Origin of the sequence: Marinobacter sp. THAF197a (assembly GCF_009363275.1) — a bacterium.
GTDB lineage: Bacteria > Pseudomonadota > Gammaproteobacteria > Pseudomonadales > Oleiphilaceae > Marinobacter.
Genome location: NZ_CP045324.1, coordinates 3751516 through 3766157, shown reverse-complemented (window position 1 = coordinate 3766157; position 14642 = coordinate 3751516). Strand labels below are relative to the sequence as shown.

Here is a 14642-nt window from a genome sequence, read left to right as displayed (position 1 = left end):
TCCGTAATCTGCGATGGGGTCAGGCGTTGTGGAACTGGGGCAGGGAATCAACCGCCCAGGCGGGCGGTCCTGGGTAGCCAGACAAATGCCAGTGCTGGTCATGGCCATAGAACGCCACGTTACTGATTTTGGTCAGGGCGATATAGCCGTTGTTCAGCAGACCAATCCGGCTATCCCGCCACCGATTGAGAAACGCCTCGGCACTCTCGGTAGTGACCGAGGGCCAATCCGACCACACCCGCGCCAGGGTTATCCGGGTGGGTGCGAAATTCAGCAGATCGAACAGCTTGCGCAGCTCCTTCTGGTTCGCCGGACCGAACATCACGATGCCCTGATCAATCCGCTCAATGGTCCCGGCAATCGCATACTGCCGTTGATTCGGTTCCTCCGGCAGCGCTCCGGCAAACATCGCCGGTAACAGGGCTTCAAACAGGGCAATATCATCCCGGCTCAAAAACTCGAACTGATAGCTGGCGTCCATACGGGAATCAACGGCACTCACCCGCCCGGCGGGGGCGGTAGCACAGCCAGTGAGGCCGGCGGTCATGCTGACGGTGCTCAGGAACATGGCGCCGCCGAGGCCGGTTTTCAGGAAACTGCGTCGGCTAAGTTCCGGCTGATGGTCTGGGTGGTATTCCGGGGAGGGTCTGGTCATTGTAGAGGCTTCTTTCGACGTTGTTGTTATAAGGCGGCAGGCACTTTGCCGGTGGCTGGGGTGTGGTGCGTCTTTCCAAGACTGTGCAAAACATGGATGTTTTGCTCAAGCCTACATGGAAGTATTCACGGCGTGTCTTGGAAAGACGCACCACACTCCAGCCCTGCACCAAGCAATCAGGCTTCAGCGAATAAACAGCTTATAAACCATCCGATGGGCAGCCGTTCCGTGCGGCGCATAAACAAACTTGCCGCTGTTGAATTTCTGCTTGGTAAAGATCGCCCGGTGGTGCGAGAAGGTCAGGAAACCTTCCTTGCCATGGTAATGACCCATACCGGAATCACCGATACCACCAAACGGCAGATCATCCTGCGCCACATGCATCAACGCATCGTTGATACACATACCGCCAGACAGCGTGTTATCCACCACAAACTGCTGGTGCGACTTGTCATAGCCAAAGAAGTACAGCGCCAGCGGACGCGGCCGATCATTGATGTAATGCACGGCTTCCTCCAGACCGCCGTAACTCACCACCGGCAGAATCGGCCCGAAAATCTCATCCTGCATCACCTTCATATCCGGCGTGGTTTTCAGCACCAGCGTCAGCGGAATCTTCCGGGTGCCGTCCTTCATGTTCTCATTGGCGGGATTGATCTCCACCAATTCGGCACCCTTGGCCCGGGCGTCCTCAAGATAGCTCTGCAGGCGATCATACTGACGCTCATTGATGATCGCTGTGAAATCATCGTTATCCCGCAGGCTCGGGTACATCTCGGCGAACTTCGCGCGGAACTCATCCACAAACCCCTGAACCCGATCCGCCGGGCACAGAACGTAATCCGGTGCCACACAGGTCTGGCCCGCGTTAAATGCCTTACCGAAAGCAATTCGCTGGGCCGCGTCTTCCATCGGCACATCCGGAGACACAATCGCAGGCGATTTGCCGCCCAGTTCCAGGGTCACCGGCGTCAGGTTTTCTGCGGCCGCGCGCATCACCAGTTTGCCTACCGAAGTGGAACCGGTGAACAGCAGGTGATCAAAGGGGCGTTGGGAGAAATCGGCGGCCACGTCCGCCTCGCCGGTAATCACCGACACCAGGTCCTCCGGGAACATGGATTCAATGATTTCCTTGAACAGTGCGGAGGTGTGCGGAGTGAATTCCGACATCTTGATCATGGTGCGATTGCCGGCAGCCAGAGACGCCACCAGTGGACCAACGGCCAGATACAGCGGATAGTTCCAGGGCACGATCACACCGACCACACCCTTGGGCTGGTAATGCACCTTGTTACTGGCGGGCTGGAACAGGACCGAAACGTGCCGCTTGGACGGCTTCATCCACTCGTTCAGATGTTTGAGCGTGTAGTTGATACCCTGGATGGATGGCATTACCTCTGCAATCAGGGTTTCATCTTTGGAGCGGCAGCTGAAGTCCCTGTCAATGGCCTCTACCAGACGGTCCTGGTGGCTTAGCAAGGCACGCTTGAGCCGTTTCAGGTTCTCCTTGCGTTCGGTCAGAGACGGCATCGGGTTGTTCCGGAACGCCTTCTTCTGGTCCTCAAACACGCGATGGGTGTGCTGAATCTGCTTTTTGCTCTCAGTGAGCTGGACGACAGTGGCTCCCATGTTTCTCTCCCCATTGGCTGCAGGGCGATACCCTGAGCCTGTTGTTTTTGGTTGGCTAAAATCTGGACGATTTGCACTTGAGGCTATTATTAGAGTATATACTCTAGGCAGTCAAGAAATGACGGTTGGCTCATCGGGCCATCCGTGATGCAGATAACAACAATCACTGGCGGGACGATGAAAACCAGAGACAAGATTCTGCTATCCAGTCTGGAGCTTTTTAACGAGCGGGGTGAAAGGAACATCACCACCAATCACATTGCCGCGCACCTGGCGATTTCTCCGGGCAACCTGTATTACCACTTCCGGAACAAGTCCGACATCATCTACGAGATCTTCCAGGAGTATGAAAAACTGGTGGATTATTACCTCGATATTCCGGAGGATCGGCTGCTGACGCTTGACGACCTGACCTTTTACCTGGAATCGGTGTTTGACGGTTTGTGGAGTTACCGGTTTTTTCACCGGGACCTGGAATACCTGCTGGACAGCGATACCAGGCTGCGCCAGGACTATCGGGAATTCACCAATCGATGTCTTGCTGCCATCAACCGCATCTTCGGCAAGCTGGCGGAGGCGGGTATTATTGAGCCGCAGCCGGAAGATTTACGTTCGGCCATGTCGCTCAACGTCTGGCTGGTCATCACCAACTGGATGGCTTTTCTGAAGACAGCCCACGCCAGTGACGAGCCTGCCAGTCTCACCCTGACCGAACTCAAGCAGGGTATTTATCAGGTGCTGACTCTGGAATTGCCTTATCTGACCCCGGATTATCGCGAGCAGGTGCTGGCGTTACGTGAAAAGTATCGGCCAACGCTGCCGGAAAATCCGGAGCAGAACGGTGAGTCCTCGCGGGCTGAAACCGGGGTTTCTGTCGGGATTGGTTAAAAATTGAACTTTTTTCCGCGATCGCGTTCAAAGGTAGTGACGTGGGAAACCGGACATTTCCTGCGTCTCCTGAGTGAGTTCTCAGGTACGTCGCAAACCCTGACGTTTCACCGGCCTGTCTGATGGCAGGCCGGTTTTTTTCATCAGGGGGTTTCCGATTCCGGCGTCTCCAGCCAGTCTGTCAATGCTTCCCGGCATTCATCCACGCCACGTTTTGAGGTGGCGGAAAACATGATCAGGTGTGCTACGCACGCATAGGGTTTCAGCTTCTGGGCAATGCCCAGCATGGCCGTTTTCGCTTGCCCAAATTTCAGCTTGTCGGCTTTGGTGGCAAGAATCATCAACGGCAGGTTGTTATGCTCGCACCATTCCACCATCATTTGGTCGAAGTCGGTGAGTGGGTGCCGGATATCCATCACCAGCACCAGGCCTCGCAGGCAGCGGCGATCATTCAGGTAATGCCCCAGATGCTGTTGCCAGTCGTCTTTCATGTCCCGGGAGACTTTGGCGTAGCCGTAACCGGGCAGGTCGACCAGGCGCAGGTTCTCTTTATTGAGTGTAAAAAAGTTTATCAGCCGGGTGCGGCCGGGTGTTTTACTGGTCCGGGCCAGTTTGCCGTTGGCAGTAATGGCGTTCAGCGCGCTGGACTTGCCGGCATTGGAGCGCCCAGCGAAGGCAACCTCGGCACCGATGTCGGGCGGGCACTCGTCCAGTTTGGACGCGCTGATCAGAAAACGGGCACTGTTGAACGAAACGCTTTTTTGAGTCAGATCAGGGTCCACGATGGTTGGTATTCCTTTGGATTTCAGTTATCGGCGATTAATGTATAATGCTACACCAATTTCCGGCGGGACGCTGCGCGTTGCCGCTGTCAGCCCCGGTGATAAGCCAGATAGATTGGCGCCTGCCGGCTGCACAACGAAGAATACTTTCAAGATGCAAAGATGAGAGAAGCGGAGCGAGCATGAAAAGACTGATCGCAGGAGTTGTTCTCGGAGTTGGCCTGACGGCAATGGCTCACGGGGCAGGAGATCCGGCAGCGGGTGAACAGAACGCAGCGGTATGTGCCAGCTGTCACGGCCAGGGCGGCGCCAAGCCGATCATGGCGGTGTATCCGAAATTGTCCGGATTGGGCGAGAAATACCTGTATCGCCAACTGGTCGATATCAAAAACGGAGACCGTCCGATTCCGGAAATGACCGGCTTGCTGAATAATATGTCTGATCAGGACCTGTGGGATCTGGCTGCCTACTATAACGAGCAGGAAATGGTTGTTGGTCAGGCCGATCCGGATCTGGTCGAGCGTGGCCAGGCGCTGTTCCGTGGCGGTAACATGGCCTCCGGCGTTGCCGCATGTGCCGGTTGCCACAGCCCGAACGGTGCTGGCAACGAGCCAGCTGGCTACCCTCGCCTGGGCGGTCAGACCGCTGAGTACGTAGAGAAGCAGCTGAAAGCCTACCGTGACGGCGAGCGTGCAGGTACCACCAACGCCAACATCATGGTGGACGTGGCTACCCGTCTGACCGATGCCGAGATCAAGGCCTTGGCAAACTACGTTTCCGGCCTGAACTGAGTCCGGCTTGACGTAGTGAGTTGTAAAAACCCCGCCAAGGCGGGGTTTTTGCTGCTTACCTTTCCGTAACCATTCCCTTCTGGCCAGCAGTGGAACTTTCCCGGTTTGCTGGGTCATAATCGTTGTCACATCAGAACATCGAACTCGGAGATTCCCGATGATAAGAACACTAGGCACAGTTGTTGTTTTCGCGCTGTCTATGGCGGTTGGTGCTGTTGCGCAGGCTCAGTCATGGGTTGAGAACACTCATTACCGCACCCTGGATAATCCGGTTCGCACCGCATCGGACGAAGGCGTAGAAGTTGCCGAAGTGTTCTGGTACGGCTGCCCTCACTGCTATACCTTCAAGCCGCTTATCGAGTCTTGGGCCGACCAGGCGCCTGACTACGTGAATTTCGTGAAGCTGCCGGCAGCACTGGGTCAAAGTTGGGAGCCTCACGCTTACGCCTTTTATGCTTTGGAGGCCATGGGTGAGCTGGACAAGGTGCATGACGCCCTGTTTACGGCGCTGGCTGGCGAACGTCGCCCCCTGAATTCCCCCGAAGCTCTGGCGGATTTCGTTAGCGGCTACGGCGTTGATGCCGAGGAGTTTCTCAACAACTACCGCAGCTTCGGTGTTCGTGCACGGGTTCAGCAGGCCCAGGCCAAGATCCGCGGCGCGCGCATCACCGGTACACCGACTATGCTGGTAAATGGCAAGTACGTGGTCAGCGCCTCCATGGCAGGTGGTCATGAGGCCGTGCTGTCTGTGGTTGACTACCTGGTCGAGCAGGAACGTGCTGCGGCAGAGTGAGCCGCCGGTATTGAGGGGCGCGTTCAGGTTCAGCGTGGGAATCCCCTGTTATGTATAAGCGTCTGCGCAATCAGATTAATGGCATTCTCCGGGGGCCGGAAGGTCCCCGGGGGGCCTGTTCTGGTAGCGAGCATGTGCCTGAGTTCGAGCCCCATCGTCATATCCGGCTGCTCACTTTCAATATCCAGGTGGGCATCAATACCTCGTCTTACCATCACTACCTGACCCGCAGCTGGCAGCACTTTCTGCCTCATCGTCGCCGCATCGAGAATCTCGACCGTATTGCCACCCTGTTGCGGCAATACGACGTGGTGGCGTTGCAGGAATGCGACGGTGGCAGTTTGCGCAGTGGCTATATCAACCAGGTTCAGTATCTGGCAGAAGCCGCCGGTATTCCCTACTGGTATCAGCAATTAAACCGCAATCTTGGTCAGATCGCGCAGCACAGTAACGGTCTGTTGAGTCGGTATCGGCCTCTGGATGTCACTGAGCACAAACTGCCCGGCCTGATTCCTGGCCGTGGAGCGATCATTGCCCGGTATGGTTCGGAAGACGATCCGCTCATACTGGTACAAATGCACCTGTCCCTCAGCAAGGCGGCACAGCAGCGGCAACTGGGTTACGTGCGGGATCTCATTGCCGACTACCGGCACGTAGTCCTGATGGGGGATATGAATGCTCATGCAGAGCAGCTGCTGACCCAAACGCCCTTGAAAGAAACCGACCTGATACCCCTGCCGGGCACGGCTCACAGCTTCCCCAGTTGGCGGCCCGAAAAGGCCCTGGACCACATTATGGTCAGCCCTTCCCTGGAAATCCGACGTGCCGAGGTGATCAGTTATCCGGTATCGGATCATTTGCCCATCGCCATGGATGTGGCCTTGCCGAAGGGGTACCTGGAAACTTTTTAAGGCCTGCGAGGCCCTTTCGGTGCAGGGGTATTTTGCTCAGGTATAAAAAAACCCGGCTCGCTGGCCGGGTTTTTTTGTGGAGGCAGGATCAATTACTTGATCTTGGCTTCCTTGTACGCAACGTGCTTGCGGACAACCGGATCGTACTTTTTGATCTCGATTTTTTCCGGAGTGTTACGCTTGTTCTTTTTGGTCGTGTAGAAGTGACCAGTGCCTGCTGATGAAACCAGCTTGATTTTCTCGCGCATGATGCGGCTCCTTAAACTTTCTCGCCGCGGGCACGAAGATCGGCCAGCACAGCGTCGATGCCTTTTTTGTCGATGATGCGCATGCCCTTGGTGGAAACGCGCAGCTTCACGAAACGCTTCTCGGTCTCAACCCAGAAACGGTGGTTCTGCAGATTCGGCAGAAAACGACGACGAGTGTGGTTCATCGCGTGGGATACATTGTTACCGGTAACCGGACGCTTACCGGTAACCTGACAAACTCTGGACATACTTGCCTCCGACCTGAGCAATGGTCTATCAATACGAATTCGTTTTTTAATGCGTCTCTGGTTGCTCCGGAGCAATAACTGCCACCGGTTCGCGCCTCTAAACTGAACGCTGCTCGCCAGACGCCGCCAGAAAGGGACGCTTTTATACCAGAACTGGCCGACCAACGCAAAAAATTGTTGGGAATTTGGCCAGTTTTCCGGAATCGACCCTGCTGCAGCTACATCAACCCTCTTTCAGCCAGGGATATTACCTCACCATGGCCGATAACCATATGGTCAAGAACCCTGATATCCACCAGTCCGAGTGCTTCTTTCAGTCTGCGGGTCAGGGAAATGTCCGCCTGGCTGGGCTCCGCGACGCCAGAGGGGTGATTGTGGGCAAAAATGACAGCGGCGGCGTTGTCTTCGAGGGCCTGGCGAACCACTTCCCGGGGATACACGGCCGCGCCGTCAATGGTGCCGCGAAACAGTTCCCGGTACTGGATCACCCGGTGGCGGTTATCCAGAAACAGGCCGGCGAACACTTCGTGGGGGTAAGTGCCCAGCCGGCTGGTGAGAAAACGGCGGGTGTCGGCCGGTGAGCGTAGCGGATCGCCCTGGCGCAGTGGTTCGTCCATCACCCGGCGGGCCATCTCCATGGCGGCCTGAACCTGGGCGTATTTGGCCGTGCCCAGGCCTTTGACCTCACAGAACTGCCTGCGGGAGGCGGTCATCAAGCCCCGCAGGCCGGAAAACTCGGCGATCAGATGGCGGGCCAGTTGCATCACCGGCATGCCGGTGGTGCCGGTGCGCAGGAAAATGGCCAGGAGTTCGGCGTCAGACAGGGCTTCCGGGCCGTGGGACAGAAGGCGCTCACGGGGCCGTTCATCGGTTGGCCAGGCAGGGTTGGTCATGCTGTGCTTCCTTGCGTGTCAGATTGTGATGCATCCTGCATCGGTTCTCAGAATTACAAAGGTTACTCCAAAAAGTAACATTTGGTAAACGAACGGGTGCTCTTGCAGGCTGCCTGCCGGGCCCGGGCGTGCTATCTTATAACCCTTTCATTTTACGGGATTACGGAGCCCTTCATGGCTGCCAAACGAATTCTGCTGGGAATCACCGGTGGCATTGCTGCCTATAAAAGTGCCGAACTGGTCCGGCTGCTCAAGAAAGCGGGCCTTGAAGTGCGGGTGGTGATGACCCGGGGCGCCGAGGCATTTGTGACGCCGCTGACGTTTCAGGCCCTCAGCGGCGAGCCGGTGCGTACATCGCTGCTGGACCCGGAGGCCGAGGCCGGCATGGGTCATATTGAACTGGCCAAATGGGCCGATCAGGTGGTGGTGGCGCCCGCGTCTGCGGATTTTCTGGCCCGTCTGGCCCAGGGCATGGCGGATGACCTGCTGACCACGGTTTGTTGTGCCACTGAGGCGCCCATTGCGGTGGCCCCCGCCATGAATCAGGCCATGTGGAAAAATTTCCGGACCCAGAGAAACATGTCCCTGCTGGCGGAAGACCCACAGATCACCGTCTGGGGGCCGGATCAAGGCGAGCAGGCCTGCGGTGATACAGGTCCTGGCCGGATGCTGGAGCCGGACGCCCTTGCCAGCCGGATTCTGGCTGATGCAGCCCGGGCCACTGTCGGAGCGCTGGCGGGAAAACGGGTGGTGATCACAGCAGGCCCTACCCGTGAACCCATTGATCCGGTGCGTTATATCTCCAACCACAGCTCCGGCAAAATGGGTTATGCCCTGGCTCGGGCGGCAGCAGATGCGGGTGCCCAGGTGGTACTGGTGAGTGGCCCGGTTAACCTGCCGGTGCCGGATGGCGTGGCAGTCCGACCGGTGATGACGGCACAAGACATGTTGCAGGAAGCCGAGCGGGTAGTGGCGGAGGGCTGCGACATTTTTATCGCCACAGCGGCGGTGGCTGATTACCGGCCTGCGGCCTGTGCCGGCGACAAGATCAAGAAAACGGACGAAGCGATGACACTGTCGCTGGTGCGCAATCCGGATACGCTGGCGACCATTGCAGCCCGCAAGAATCCTCCGTTTACCGTGGGTTTCGCCGCTGAAACCACAGATGTCGCCCGCTATGCCCACGATAAAATGCAACGCAAGAAGCTCAATATGATCGTGGCCAACGACGTGTCCGTCCCGGGCCTGGGCTTTAACAGCGATCAGAATGCCGTCACGGTATTCTGGCCGAGCGGGGAGCATGCGATTGGCCCGGACAGCAAACAGGCCATCGCAGACACATTGGTGGCGTTGATCGCCGAACACAGCAACAAGGTCGGGAACTCATGACGCAAAAGAAACTGCAGGTACGAATCCTGGACGATCGAATTGGCACCGACATACCGTTTCCGGAGTATGCAACGCCGGGCTCGGCGGGCCTGGATCTGCGTGCTTGCCTGAATGCGCCATTAACGGTCGAGCCGGGCGAGACTCACCTGATTCCGACCGGGCTATCCGTGCACATTGCCGACCCGTCGCTGGCGGCAATGATCCTGCCGCGCAGCGGTCTTGGCCACAAGCACGGCATCGTCCTGGGCAACCTGGTGGGGTTAATCGATTCCGATTATCAGGGTGAATTGATGGTGTCATGCTGGAACCGGGGCCAAACCGCTTTCACCATCGCCATCGGTGAACGTATTGCCCAGCTGGTTCTGGTGCCGGTTGTGCAGGCAGACTTTGAAGTGGTGTCTGAATTCGGCGCCAGTACCCGCGGCGAGGGCGGGTTTGGTTCAACCGGAACGCACTGAGTCGGTTACCGGAGGCTGGCAGCGTTTATGCAGGTCGGCGTCTATACTTTGCTGGTAACTGATTGTCCGGGACGTAAAAATCATTGCGGGAAGCACTATGAAACTCGGTAAAAAGAAAATCAAAGAGCCGTCGGTGGATGACAATCCCGAAAAGAAGCCGGGAAGGAAAAACAAGCGAAAAACAGAATCCTCAGGGTCTGGCCTCAAACGACTCAACACCGTTGCACTCAATCAGTCGCTGGTGGTGGTTCTGGCCGGCGTGGTTGCGGTGGCCCTGCTTCATTTCCTGGTGATTGTGCCCGCCGGTGAGCGCAGTTACCAGCAGGCCCGGGTGGTTGAGGCCGACGGCGCCCAACAGAGGCTGAACCAGTATTTTAGCGCCCAGCAGGAACAGGTGCGTGCCCTGGCCAATCAGCGCTATGTGAGCAATCAGCTTGCCGAGCAAGGTGACCGGGACGAGCTGGCGCGCCAGCTGCAGGCGGCGTTGCCCGGAGCCCAGGCGGTTTTTGTTTTCCGTTACCGTGATATTCCCCGCACCGGCAGCAGCGACGGCCTGCTCGGGTTTGCCGGCCTGGAGCTGGCCCGGCGGGCAGAGAACGGGCAGTCACTATTGCCAGACGCCTTTCCCCGTAACGATCAGTGGTATCTTCAGTACGCCGCGCCAGTTCGACATCCGGTCAGCAACGCAGTGCAGGGCAGTGTGCTGGTGGTTTACGGCGCGGATCAGCTTCAGCCCCTTCTGACCGTTGGCAATCGCCAGTTGGGAGGCCAGTTGTCGCTGGTGCAGGCGGCATCGGGTTCCCAGCGTACCGTGGTCAGCACCGGCCGGGGTTCGGGCCCTTCTGAAACCAGAACCCTGTCGAATCCGGACTGGTCTGTGGTGTTCCAGCCAGCCCGGGCGCCAGAGGCGCCGGTCAATACCATCGTGGCCGCCGTTCTGGTCGGCATTCCGGCACTGGTGGCCGCGATTGTTGTCTGGGTGTTGTTGGGCGGCGCCCAGCGAGGCATTCGCCAGGATGTGACGGCCCTGATCCAGTGGTCGCACAAGGTGTTTGGCGGCGAGCGGGTGAAACTGCCGACCTTCCGTTGGGATATGGTGGCGTCTACCGGCGAGGTGCTGTTCCGCCTGTCGCAGATGGTTGATAAACGGCTGGCAAAAGCTGCCGAGAGCGCAAAACCTCAGCAGGTGGCAGCCGGTGCCAGAAAGCCTGCGTCCGGTGAGGAAGAACCCCTGTTCCAGGACAAGGACATGCCCGACATCGATATGCTCGATGGCGACGAGGATGTGCTTGGTTTTGGCAGTGGCGATGACGCCCTGTTCGATGAGGATATCCCCGAGGTGGTGGAAGCCGAGCTGCCATCCGTGGACGTTGCCGCCGAGATCTTCCGGGCCTATGACATCCGGGGAATTGTCGGTGAGACCCTGTCCCCCGAGGTGGTCCGGGTGATTGGCCGTGCTATTGGTTCCGAGGCGGCGGCTCGCGGTGTGACCTCGATCTGCATTGGTTACGATGGTCGCCATTCCAGCCCGGACCTGGCCGATGCGCTGGCCAGTGGCATCATGGCTACCGGCTGCAATGTGATCCATGTGGGGGCGGTGCCCACGCCGGTACTCTATTTTGCCACACACCAGTTGCAGACTGGCTCCGGCGTGATGGTGACCGGTAGCCACAATCCGGCCAACTATAACGGCCTGAAGATCATGCTCGGCGGCGAAACCTTGTCTGGCGAGGCGATTCAGAAACTTTACCAGCGTATTCAGACCGCCGACTTCACCTCTGGTCAGGGCGCCCAGTCCCGGGAAGATGTGCGCCGGGCCTATCTGGATCGGATTGTCGGTGACATCGCCGTGGCCGCGCCGCTTAAAGTCGTGGTGGATGCTGGCAACGGTATCGCGGGCGAACTTGGCCCCATGCTGATCGAAGAGCTTGGCTGTGAGGTAACCCCGCTGTACTGCGAGGTGGATGGTGACTTCCCCAATCACCACCCGGACCCCGGCAAGCCGGCCAACCTGCAGGATCTGATCGCCAAAGTGCAGGAAACCGGCGCCGATATCGGCCTGGCCTTTGATGGTGACGGTGATCGCCTGGGTGTGGTAACCAACACTGGCAAGATCATCTGGCCGGACCGGTTGCTGATGCTGTTCGCCCGGGATGTGGTGTCCCGTAACCCGGGGGCGGATGTCCTGTACGATGTGAAATGCAGTCGTCGCCTGGCAGGCGTGATTTCCGAAGCCGGTGGCCGGCCCATCATGTGGAAATCCGGCCACTCACTGATGAAAGCGAAAATGAAAGAAAGCGGCGCGCTGTTGGCAGGTGAAATGAGCGGCCACGTATTCTTTGGTGAACGTTGGTACGGCTTCGATGACGGCCTGTATTCAGCCGCCCGGTTGCTGGAAATCCTGGGTATTGAGGATCGTCACAGCGACGATGTCTTTGCCGATTTCCCCGAGGATATCAGCACGCCCGAGCTGAATGTCGAGGTGACGGAAACCGAGAAGTTCGCGATCATTGAGCGCCTTGGCAAGCTGGGTGAATTTGGTGACGGCAACATCAGTACCATCGACGGCATTCGGGTAGATTATACCGATGGCTGGGGCCTATGCCGGGCGTCCAACACCACGCCGGTTCTGGTGCTGAGGTTTGAGGCTGAAACCGACGAGGCCCTTGAACGGATCAAGGCCGTCTTTCGTGAGCAATTACAGAAGGCCGCACCCGACCTGGTTGCGGACTTCTGACAAGATACATTCTCTGACAGCAAGGAATTACACATCACCATGGCGCTGGATCGTGAAACAGCAATGCAGGTGGCCTCGGTACTGAGCCGGGGCCTGCCCTATATCCAAAGATTTACTGGCAAGACCGTTGTGATCAAATACGGCGGTAATGCCATGGAAAACGAAGAGCTCAAAAGCAGCTTTGCCCGGGACGTGGTACTGATGAAACTGGTGGGCATCAACCCCATCGTGGTTCACGGCGGCGGCCCCCAGATTGGCGAGCTGCTGGAGCGTTTGAACATCAAATCCCGCTTTGTGAACGGCATGCGCGTGACCGACGCCGAAACCATGGATGTGGTGGAAATGGTGCTGGGTGGCCAGGTAAACAAGGAAATCGTATCCCTGATCAACGCCCAGGGCGGCACCGCCGTGGGCCTGACCGGTAAAGACGCCAACCTGATTCGTGCCCGCAAGCTGGAGGTAGTTGACCGTTCACCGGAACTGGAACGACCGGAGATCATCGACATTGGCCACGTGGGCGAGGTTGCCAGTGTTAATGTCGATGTGATCGACATGCTCACCCGCAGCAACGTGATTCCGGTGATTGCCCCCATCGGTGTGGGCCCGGATGGCGCCTCCTATAACATCAACGCTGACCTGGTGGCCGGCAAGGTGGCGGAAGCCATGAAGGCGGAAAAGCTGATTCTGCTGACCAATGTCTCCGGCCTGAAGAGCAAGGAAGACAAGGTGCTGACCGGCTTGACCGCCCAGCAGGTTAACGACCTGATTGATGATGGCACCATCCACGGCGGCATGCTGCCGAAGATTCGCTGCGCGCTCAGTGCGGTGGAGAACGGCGTGCGTACCTCCCACATCATTGATGGCCGTGTTGCCCATGCCTGTTTGCTGGAAATCTTTACCGACGAAGGCGTTGGTACCCTGATTTCCCGGAACTAAACAACCTGACCCGGGAGCAACCGGATGAAGCGCCTGTTGTCATTTCTGATCACGTTGGGAATTGTGGCTTTTGTCGGTTTCAAGGCCGGCGTCTGGTGGCTGACGGATCAGCGCATGGCACAAGCGCGGTCGGAGCTCTCCAGCTATGGTGTGCTGGAGCGAGGCCAGATCGGCTCGGCTCTGGACGGCCGGGTGACCTTGAGGCAGTCCCGTTGGGAAGACTTTCGACTGACCCAGCCGTTGCAGCTGGGTCTGATTGAATTTGATGCCGGTTCGCCTGTGACCCTTCTGACCACCCTGGCCAACCCGTCACCGCTGCCAGCGACCTGGTCGCTGACGGCAGAGCAGGCCAGCATGGCTCTGGAGCCGACCATGTTCCGGAACTGGCTGACCGCGGGTACCGAGTCACAATCACGGCTGCCGCCGCTGGTGTCGCTGGCCTGTGCGCCTGATCCCCGGCAGCAACTGGGCAGTGGCGACCTGATGCGCATGGGGATTTCTGCTATTCGCGGCGACGTGCACCTGAAGCAGGGCCCTGAAGGTGTCCGGTTGGAGATCAATAGTGCAGAAACCGGCAGCCTGGAAGCGGAATGGCCGGACGCCCGGGTTAATCTCTCCGGCCTGGCGGCCACCCTGGAGAGCAGTGCTGAACCGGTTCGTATCACCTTTCGGGACGCTGGTTTGATGCGCCGCCTGTCGGCTTACTGTGCCCGGGAAACCGGGCAGGACGTGAACCAATGGGCCAGTAACGCTGTCTCTGTAATGGCGGCAGGCCTGCAAGCTCGTGGCTACGATGGCAGCGATCAATTGCTGGCACTTTACCGCCAGTGGCTGATGGAAGGTGGCGAGCTGCAATTTGCCATTACACCCGGCTCTGGCACTTTTGGCATACCCGTACGCTCTGAATCGGCGCCCGAAGCCGCCTGGCCGGTTGACTATAATGGTGCCGGGGTTCCCGATATCTACCTGACCGAAATGGAAGCCCCCGAGCCACAGTTGCCTCTGGAAGCACTGGAACCGGTGATCCCCCGGGAGGAGCCCGGTGTTCAGCAATGGTACCCGGCGGACCTGGAAGGCGCGCAGACCTGGCTGGGGCGGCAGGTGAGGGTAACGCTGTCTAACGGCAATCAGGTAGAGGGTCGCCTGGTCAGCGTGGGGGAGCGTGAGCTGGAAGTGTCACGCACCGTTGCCGGCGGAGAGGTGGCTTATCCAATATTGATTCGGGCCATCACCCAGTTTGATGTCTGGCGGCGGGGCAGGGCAGACTGAGATCAACGGCCGGGA

Annotated in this window: 15 protein-coding genes; 9 read left to right on the top strand and 6 right to left on the bottom strand. The window is 58.3% G+C overall.

All coding sequences use genetic code 11. From position 1 onward, the window contains the following. Positions 1–19 precede the first annotated feature (19 nt). The gene (locus tag FIV08_RS17485; RefSeq protein ID WP_152439258.1) at positions 20–655 is read right to left on the bottom strand and encodes a hypothetical protein; all 636 of its coding nucleotides are present in this window, start codon (positions 653–655) and stop codon (positions 20–22) included. Between the two features lie 183 nt (positions 656–838). Next, positions 839–2284: a coniferyl aldehyde dehydrogenase gene (locus tag FIV08_RS17480; protein ID WP_061330827.1), complete on the bottom strand. Its 1446-nt coding sequence runs from the start codon at positions 2282–2284 to the stop codon at positions 839–841. A gap of 177 nt (positions 2285–2461) precedes the next feature. Between FIV08_RS17480 and FIV08_RS17475 the strand changes: the two genes are divergently transcribed. Next, positions 2462–3172, top strand: coding sequence for a TetR/AcrR family transcriptional regulator (locus FIV08_RS17475; protein WP_072676133.1), 711 nt, complete (start codon positions 2462–2464; stop codon positions 3170–3172). Positions 3173–3315: 143 nt separating this feature from the next. Here FIV08_RS17475 and yihA read toward each other — a convergent pair whose 3' ends face one another. Next, positions 3316–3954 carry a ribosome biogenesis GTP-binding protein YihA/YsxC gene (yihA, locus tag FIV08_RS17470; protein ID WP_072676134.1) on the bottom strand — a complete coding sequence of 213 codons (639 nt, stop codon included), beginning with the start codon at positions 3952–3954 and terminating at the stop codon, positions 3316–3318. Positions 3955–4136: 182 nt separating this feature from the next. Here yihA and FIV08_RS17465 point away from each other — a divergent pair, with 182 nt between their 5' ends. The 3 genes from FIV08_RS17465 (at position 4137) to FIV08_RS17455 (ending at position 6449) form a co-directional block, all read left to right on the top strand. After that, entirely contained in the window at positions 4137–4745 is a 609-nt protein-coding gene (locus tag FIV08_RS17465) for a c-type cytochrome (protein WP_072676135.1), read from the top strand. Positions 4746–4902: 157 nt separating this feature from the next. Next, positions 4903–5538, top strand: a complete 636-nt coding sequence (locus FIV08_RS17460) for a thiol:disulfide interchange protein DsbA/DsbL (RefSeq protein ID WP_058091506.1) — start codon at positions 4903–4905, stop codon at positions 5536–5538. A 50-nt stretch (positions 5539–5588) separates the two neighbouring features. Next, on the top strand, positions 5589–6449 hold the full coding sequence (locus FIV08_RS17455; RefSeq protein WP_061330822.1) for an endonuclease/exonuclease/phosphatase family protein: 861 nt from the start codon (positions 5589–5591) through the stop codon (positions 6447–6449). A 92-nt stretch (positions 6450–6541) separates the two neighbouring features. Here the strand turns inward: FIV08_RS17455 and rpmG are convergent, their stop codons facing one another. The 3 genes from rpmG to radC form a co-directional block, all read right to left on the bottom strand. Further along, entirely contained in the window at positions 6542–6697 is a 156-nt protein-coding gene (gene rpmG, locus FIV08_RS17450; protein WP_008173465.1) for a 50S ribosomal protein L33, read from the bottom strand. Between the two features lie 11 nt (positions 6698–6708). Further along, complete coding sequence (gene rpmB, locus FIV08_RS17445) at positions 6709–6945, bottom strand: 50S ribosomal protein L28 (RefSeq protein WP_058091504.1); 237 nt, start codon at positions 6943–6945, stop codon at positions 6709–6711. Positions 6946–7163: 218 nt separating this feature from the next. Beyond that, a complete protein-coding gene (radC, locus tag FIV08_RS17440) occupies positions 7164–7838 on the bottom strand; it encodes a RadC family protein (protein ID WP_152439257.1) in 675 nt (224 codons plus the stop codon). Positions 7839–8012: 174 nt separating this feature from the next. Here radC and coaBC point away from each other — a divergent pair, with 174 nt between their 5' ends. The 5 genes from coaBC (at position 8013) to FIV08_RS17415 (ending at position 14627) form a co-directional block, all read left to right on the top strand. Continuing rightward, positions 8013–9227 (top strand): bifunctional phosphopantothenoylcysteine decarboxylase/phosphopantothenate--cysteine ligase CoaBC, encoded by a 1215-nt coding sequence (coaBC, locus tag FIV08_RS17435; RefSeq protein WP_152439256.1) that lies wholly within the window; start codon positions 8013–8015, stop codon positions 9225–9227. Continuing rightward, a complete protein-coding gene (dut, locus tag FIV08_RS17430; protein ID WP_058091501.1) occupies positions 9224–9685 on the top strand; it encodes a dUTP diphosphatase in 462 nt (153 codons plus the stop codon). Before coaBC ends, dut begins: the two co-directional genes overlap by 4 nt. Before the next feature lie 97 nt (positions 9686–9782). Beyond that, positions 9783–12422 (top strand): phosphomannomutase/phosphoglucomutase, encoded by a 2640-nt coding sequence (locus FIV08_RS19955; RefSeq protein ID WP_152439255.1) that lies wholly within the window; start codon positions 9783–9785, stop codon positions 12420–12422. Between the two features lie 39 nt (positions 12423–12461). Beyond that, entirely contained in the window at positions 12462–13358 is an 897-nt protein-coding gene (gene argB, locus FIV08_RS17420) for an acetylglutamate kinase (protein ID WP_058091499.1), read from the top strand. 24 nt (positions 13359–13382) lie between these two features. Further along, positions 13383–14627: an acetylornithine deacetylase gene (locus FIV08_RS17415; RefSeq protein ID WP_072676139.1), complete on the top strand. Its 1245-nt coding sequence runs from the start codon at positions 13383–13385 to the stop codon at positions 14625–14627. The last annotated feature ends 15 nt before the right edge of the window (positions 14628–14642 follow it).

Bases quoted from the DNA above. Each gene is read 5' to 3' on its own strand.
- FIV08_RS17485 (WP_152439258.1), bottom strand. From the start codon at position 655: ATGACCAGACCCTCCCCGGAATACCACCCAGACCATCAGCCGGAACTT.
- FIV08_RS17480 (WP_061330827.1), bottom strand. From the start codon at position 2,284: ATGGGAGCCACTGTCGTCCAGCTCACTGAGAGCAAAAAGCAGATTCAG.
- FIV08_RS17475 (WP_072676133.1), top strand. From the start codon at position 2,462: ATGAAAACCAGAGACAAGATTCTGCTATCCAGTCTGGAGCTTTTTAAC.
- FIV08_RS17465 (WP_072676135.1), top strand. From the start codon at position 4,137: ATGAAAAGACTGATCGCAGGAGTTGTTCTCGGAGTTGGCCTGACGGCA.
- FIV08_RS17460 (WP_058091506.1), top strand. From the start codon at position 4,903: ATGATAAGAACACTAGGCACAGTTGTTGTTTTCGCGCTGTCTATGGCG.
- FIV08_RS17455 (WP_061330822.1), top strand. From the start codon at position 5,589: ATGTATAAGCGTCTGCGCAATCAGATTAATGGCATTCTCCGGGGGCCG.
- rpmG (WP_008173465.1), bottom strand. From the start codon at position 6,697: ATGCGCGAGAAAATCAAGCTGGTTTCATCAGCAGGCACTGGTCACTTC.
- rpmB (WP_058091504.1), bottom strand. From the start codon at position 6,945: ATGTCCAGAGTTTGTCAGGTTACCGGTAAGCGTCCGGTTACCGGTAAC.
- radC (WP_152439257.1), bottom strand. From the start codon at position 7,838: ATGACCAACCCTGCCTGGCCAACCGATGAACGGCCCCGTGAGCGCCTT.
- coaBC (WP_152439256.1), top strand. From the start codon at position 8,013: ATGGCTGCCAAACGAATTCTGCTGGGAATCACCGGTGGCATTGCTGCC.
- dut (WP_058091501.1), top strand. From the start codon at position 9,224: ATGACGCAAAAGAAACTGCAGGTACGAATCCTGGACGATCGAATTGGC.
- FIV08_RS19955 (WP_152439255.1), top strand. From the start codon at position 9,783: ATGAAACTCGGTAAAAAGAAAATCAAAGAGCCGTCGGTGGATGACAAT.
- argB (WP_058091499.1), top strand. From the start codon at position 12,462: ATGGCGCTGGATCGTGAAACAGCAATGCAGGTGGCCTCGGTACTGAGC.
- FIV08_RS17415 (WP_072676139.1), top strand. From the start codon at position 13,383: ATGAAGCGCCTGTTGTCATTTCTGATCACGTTGGGAATTGTGGCTTTT.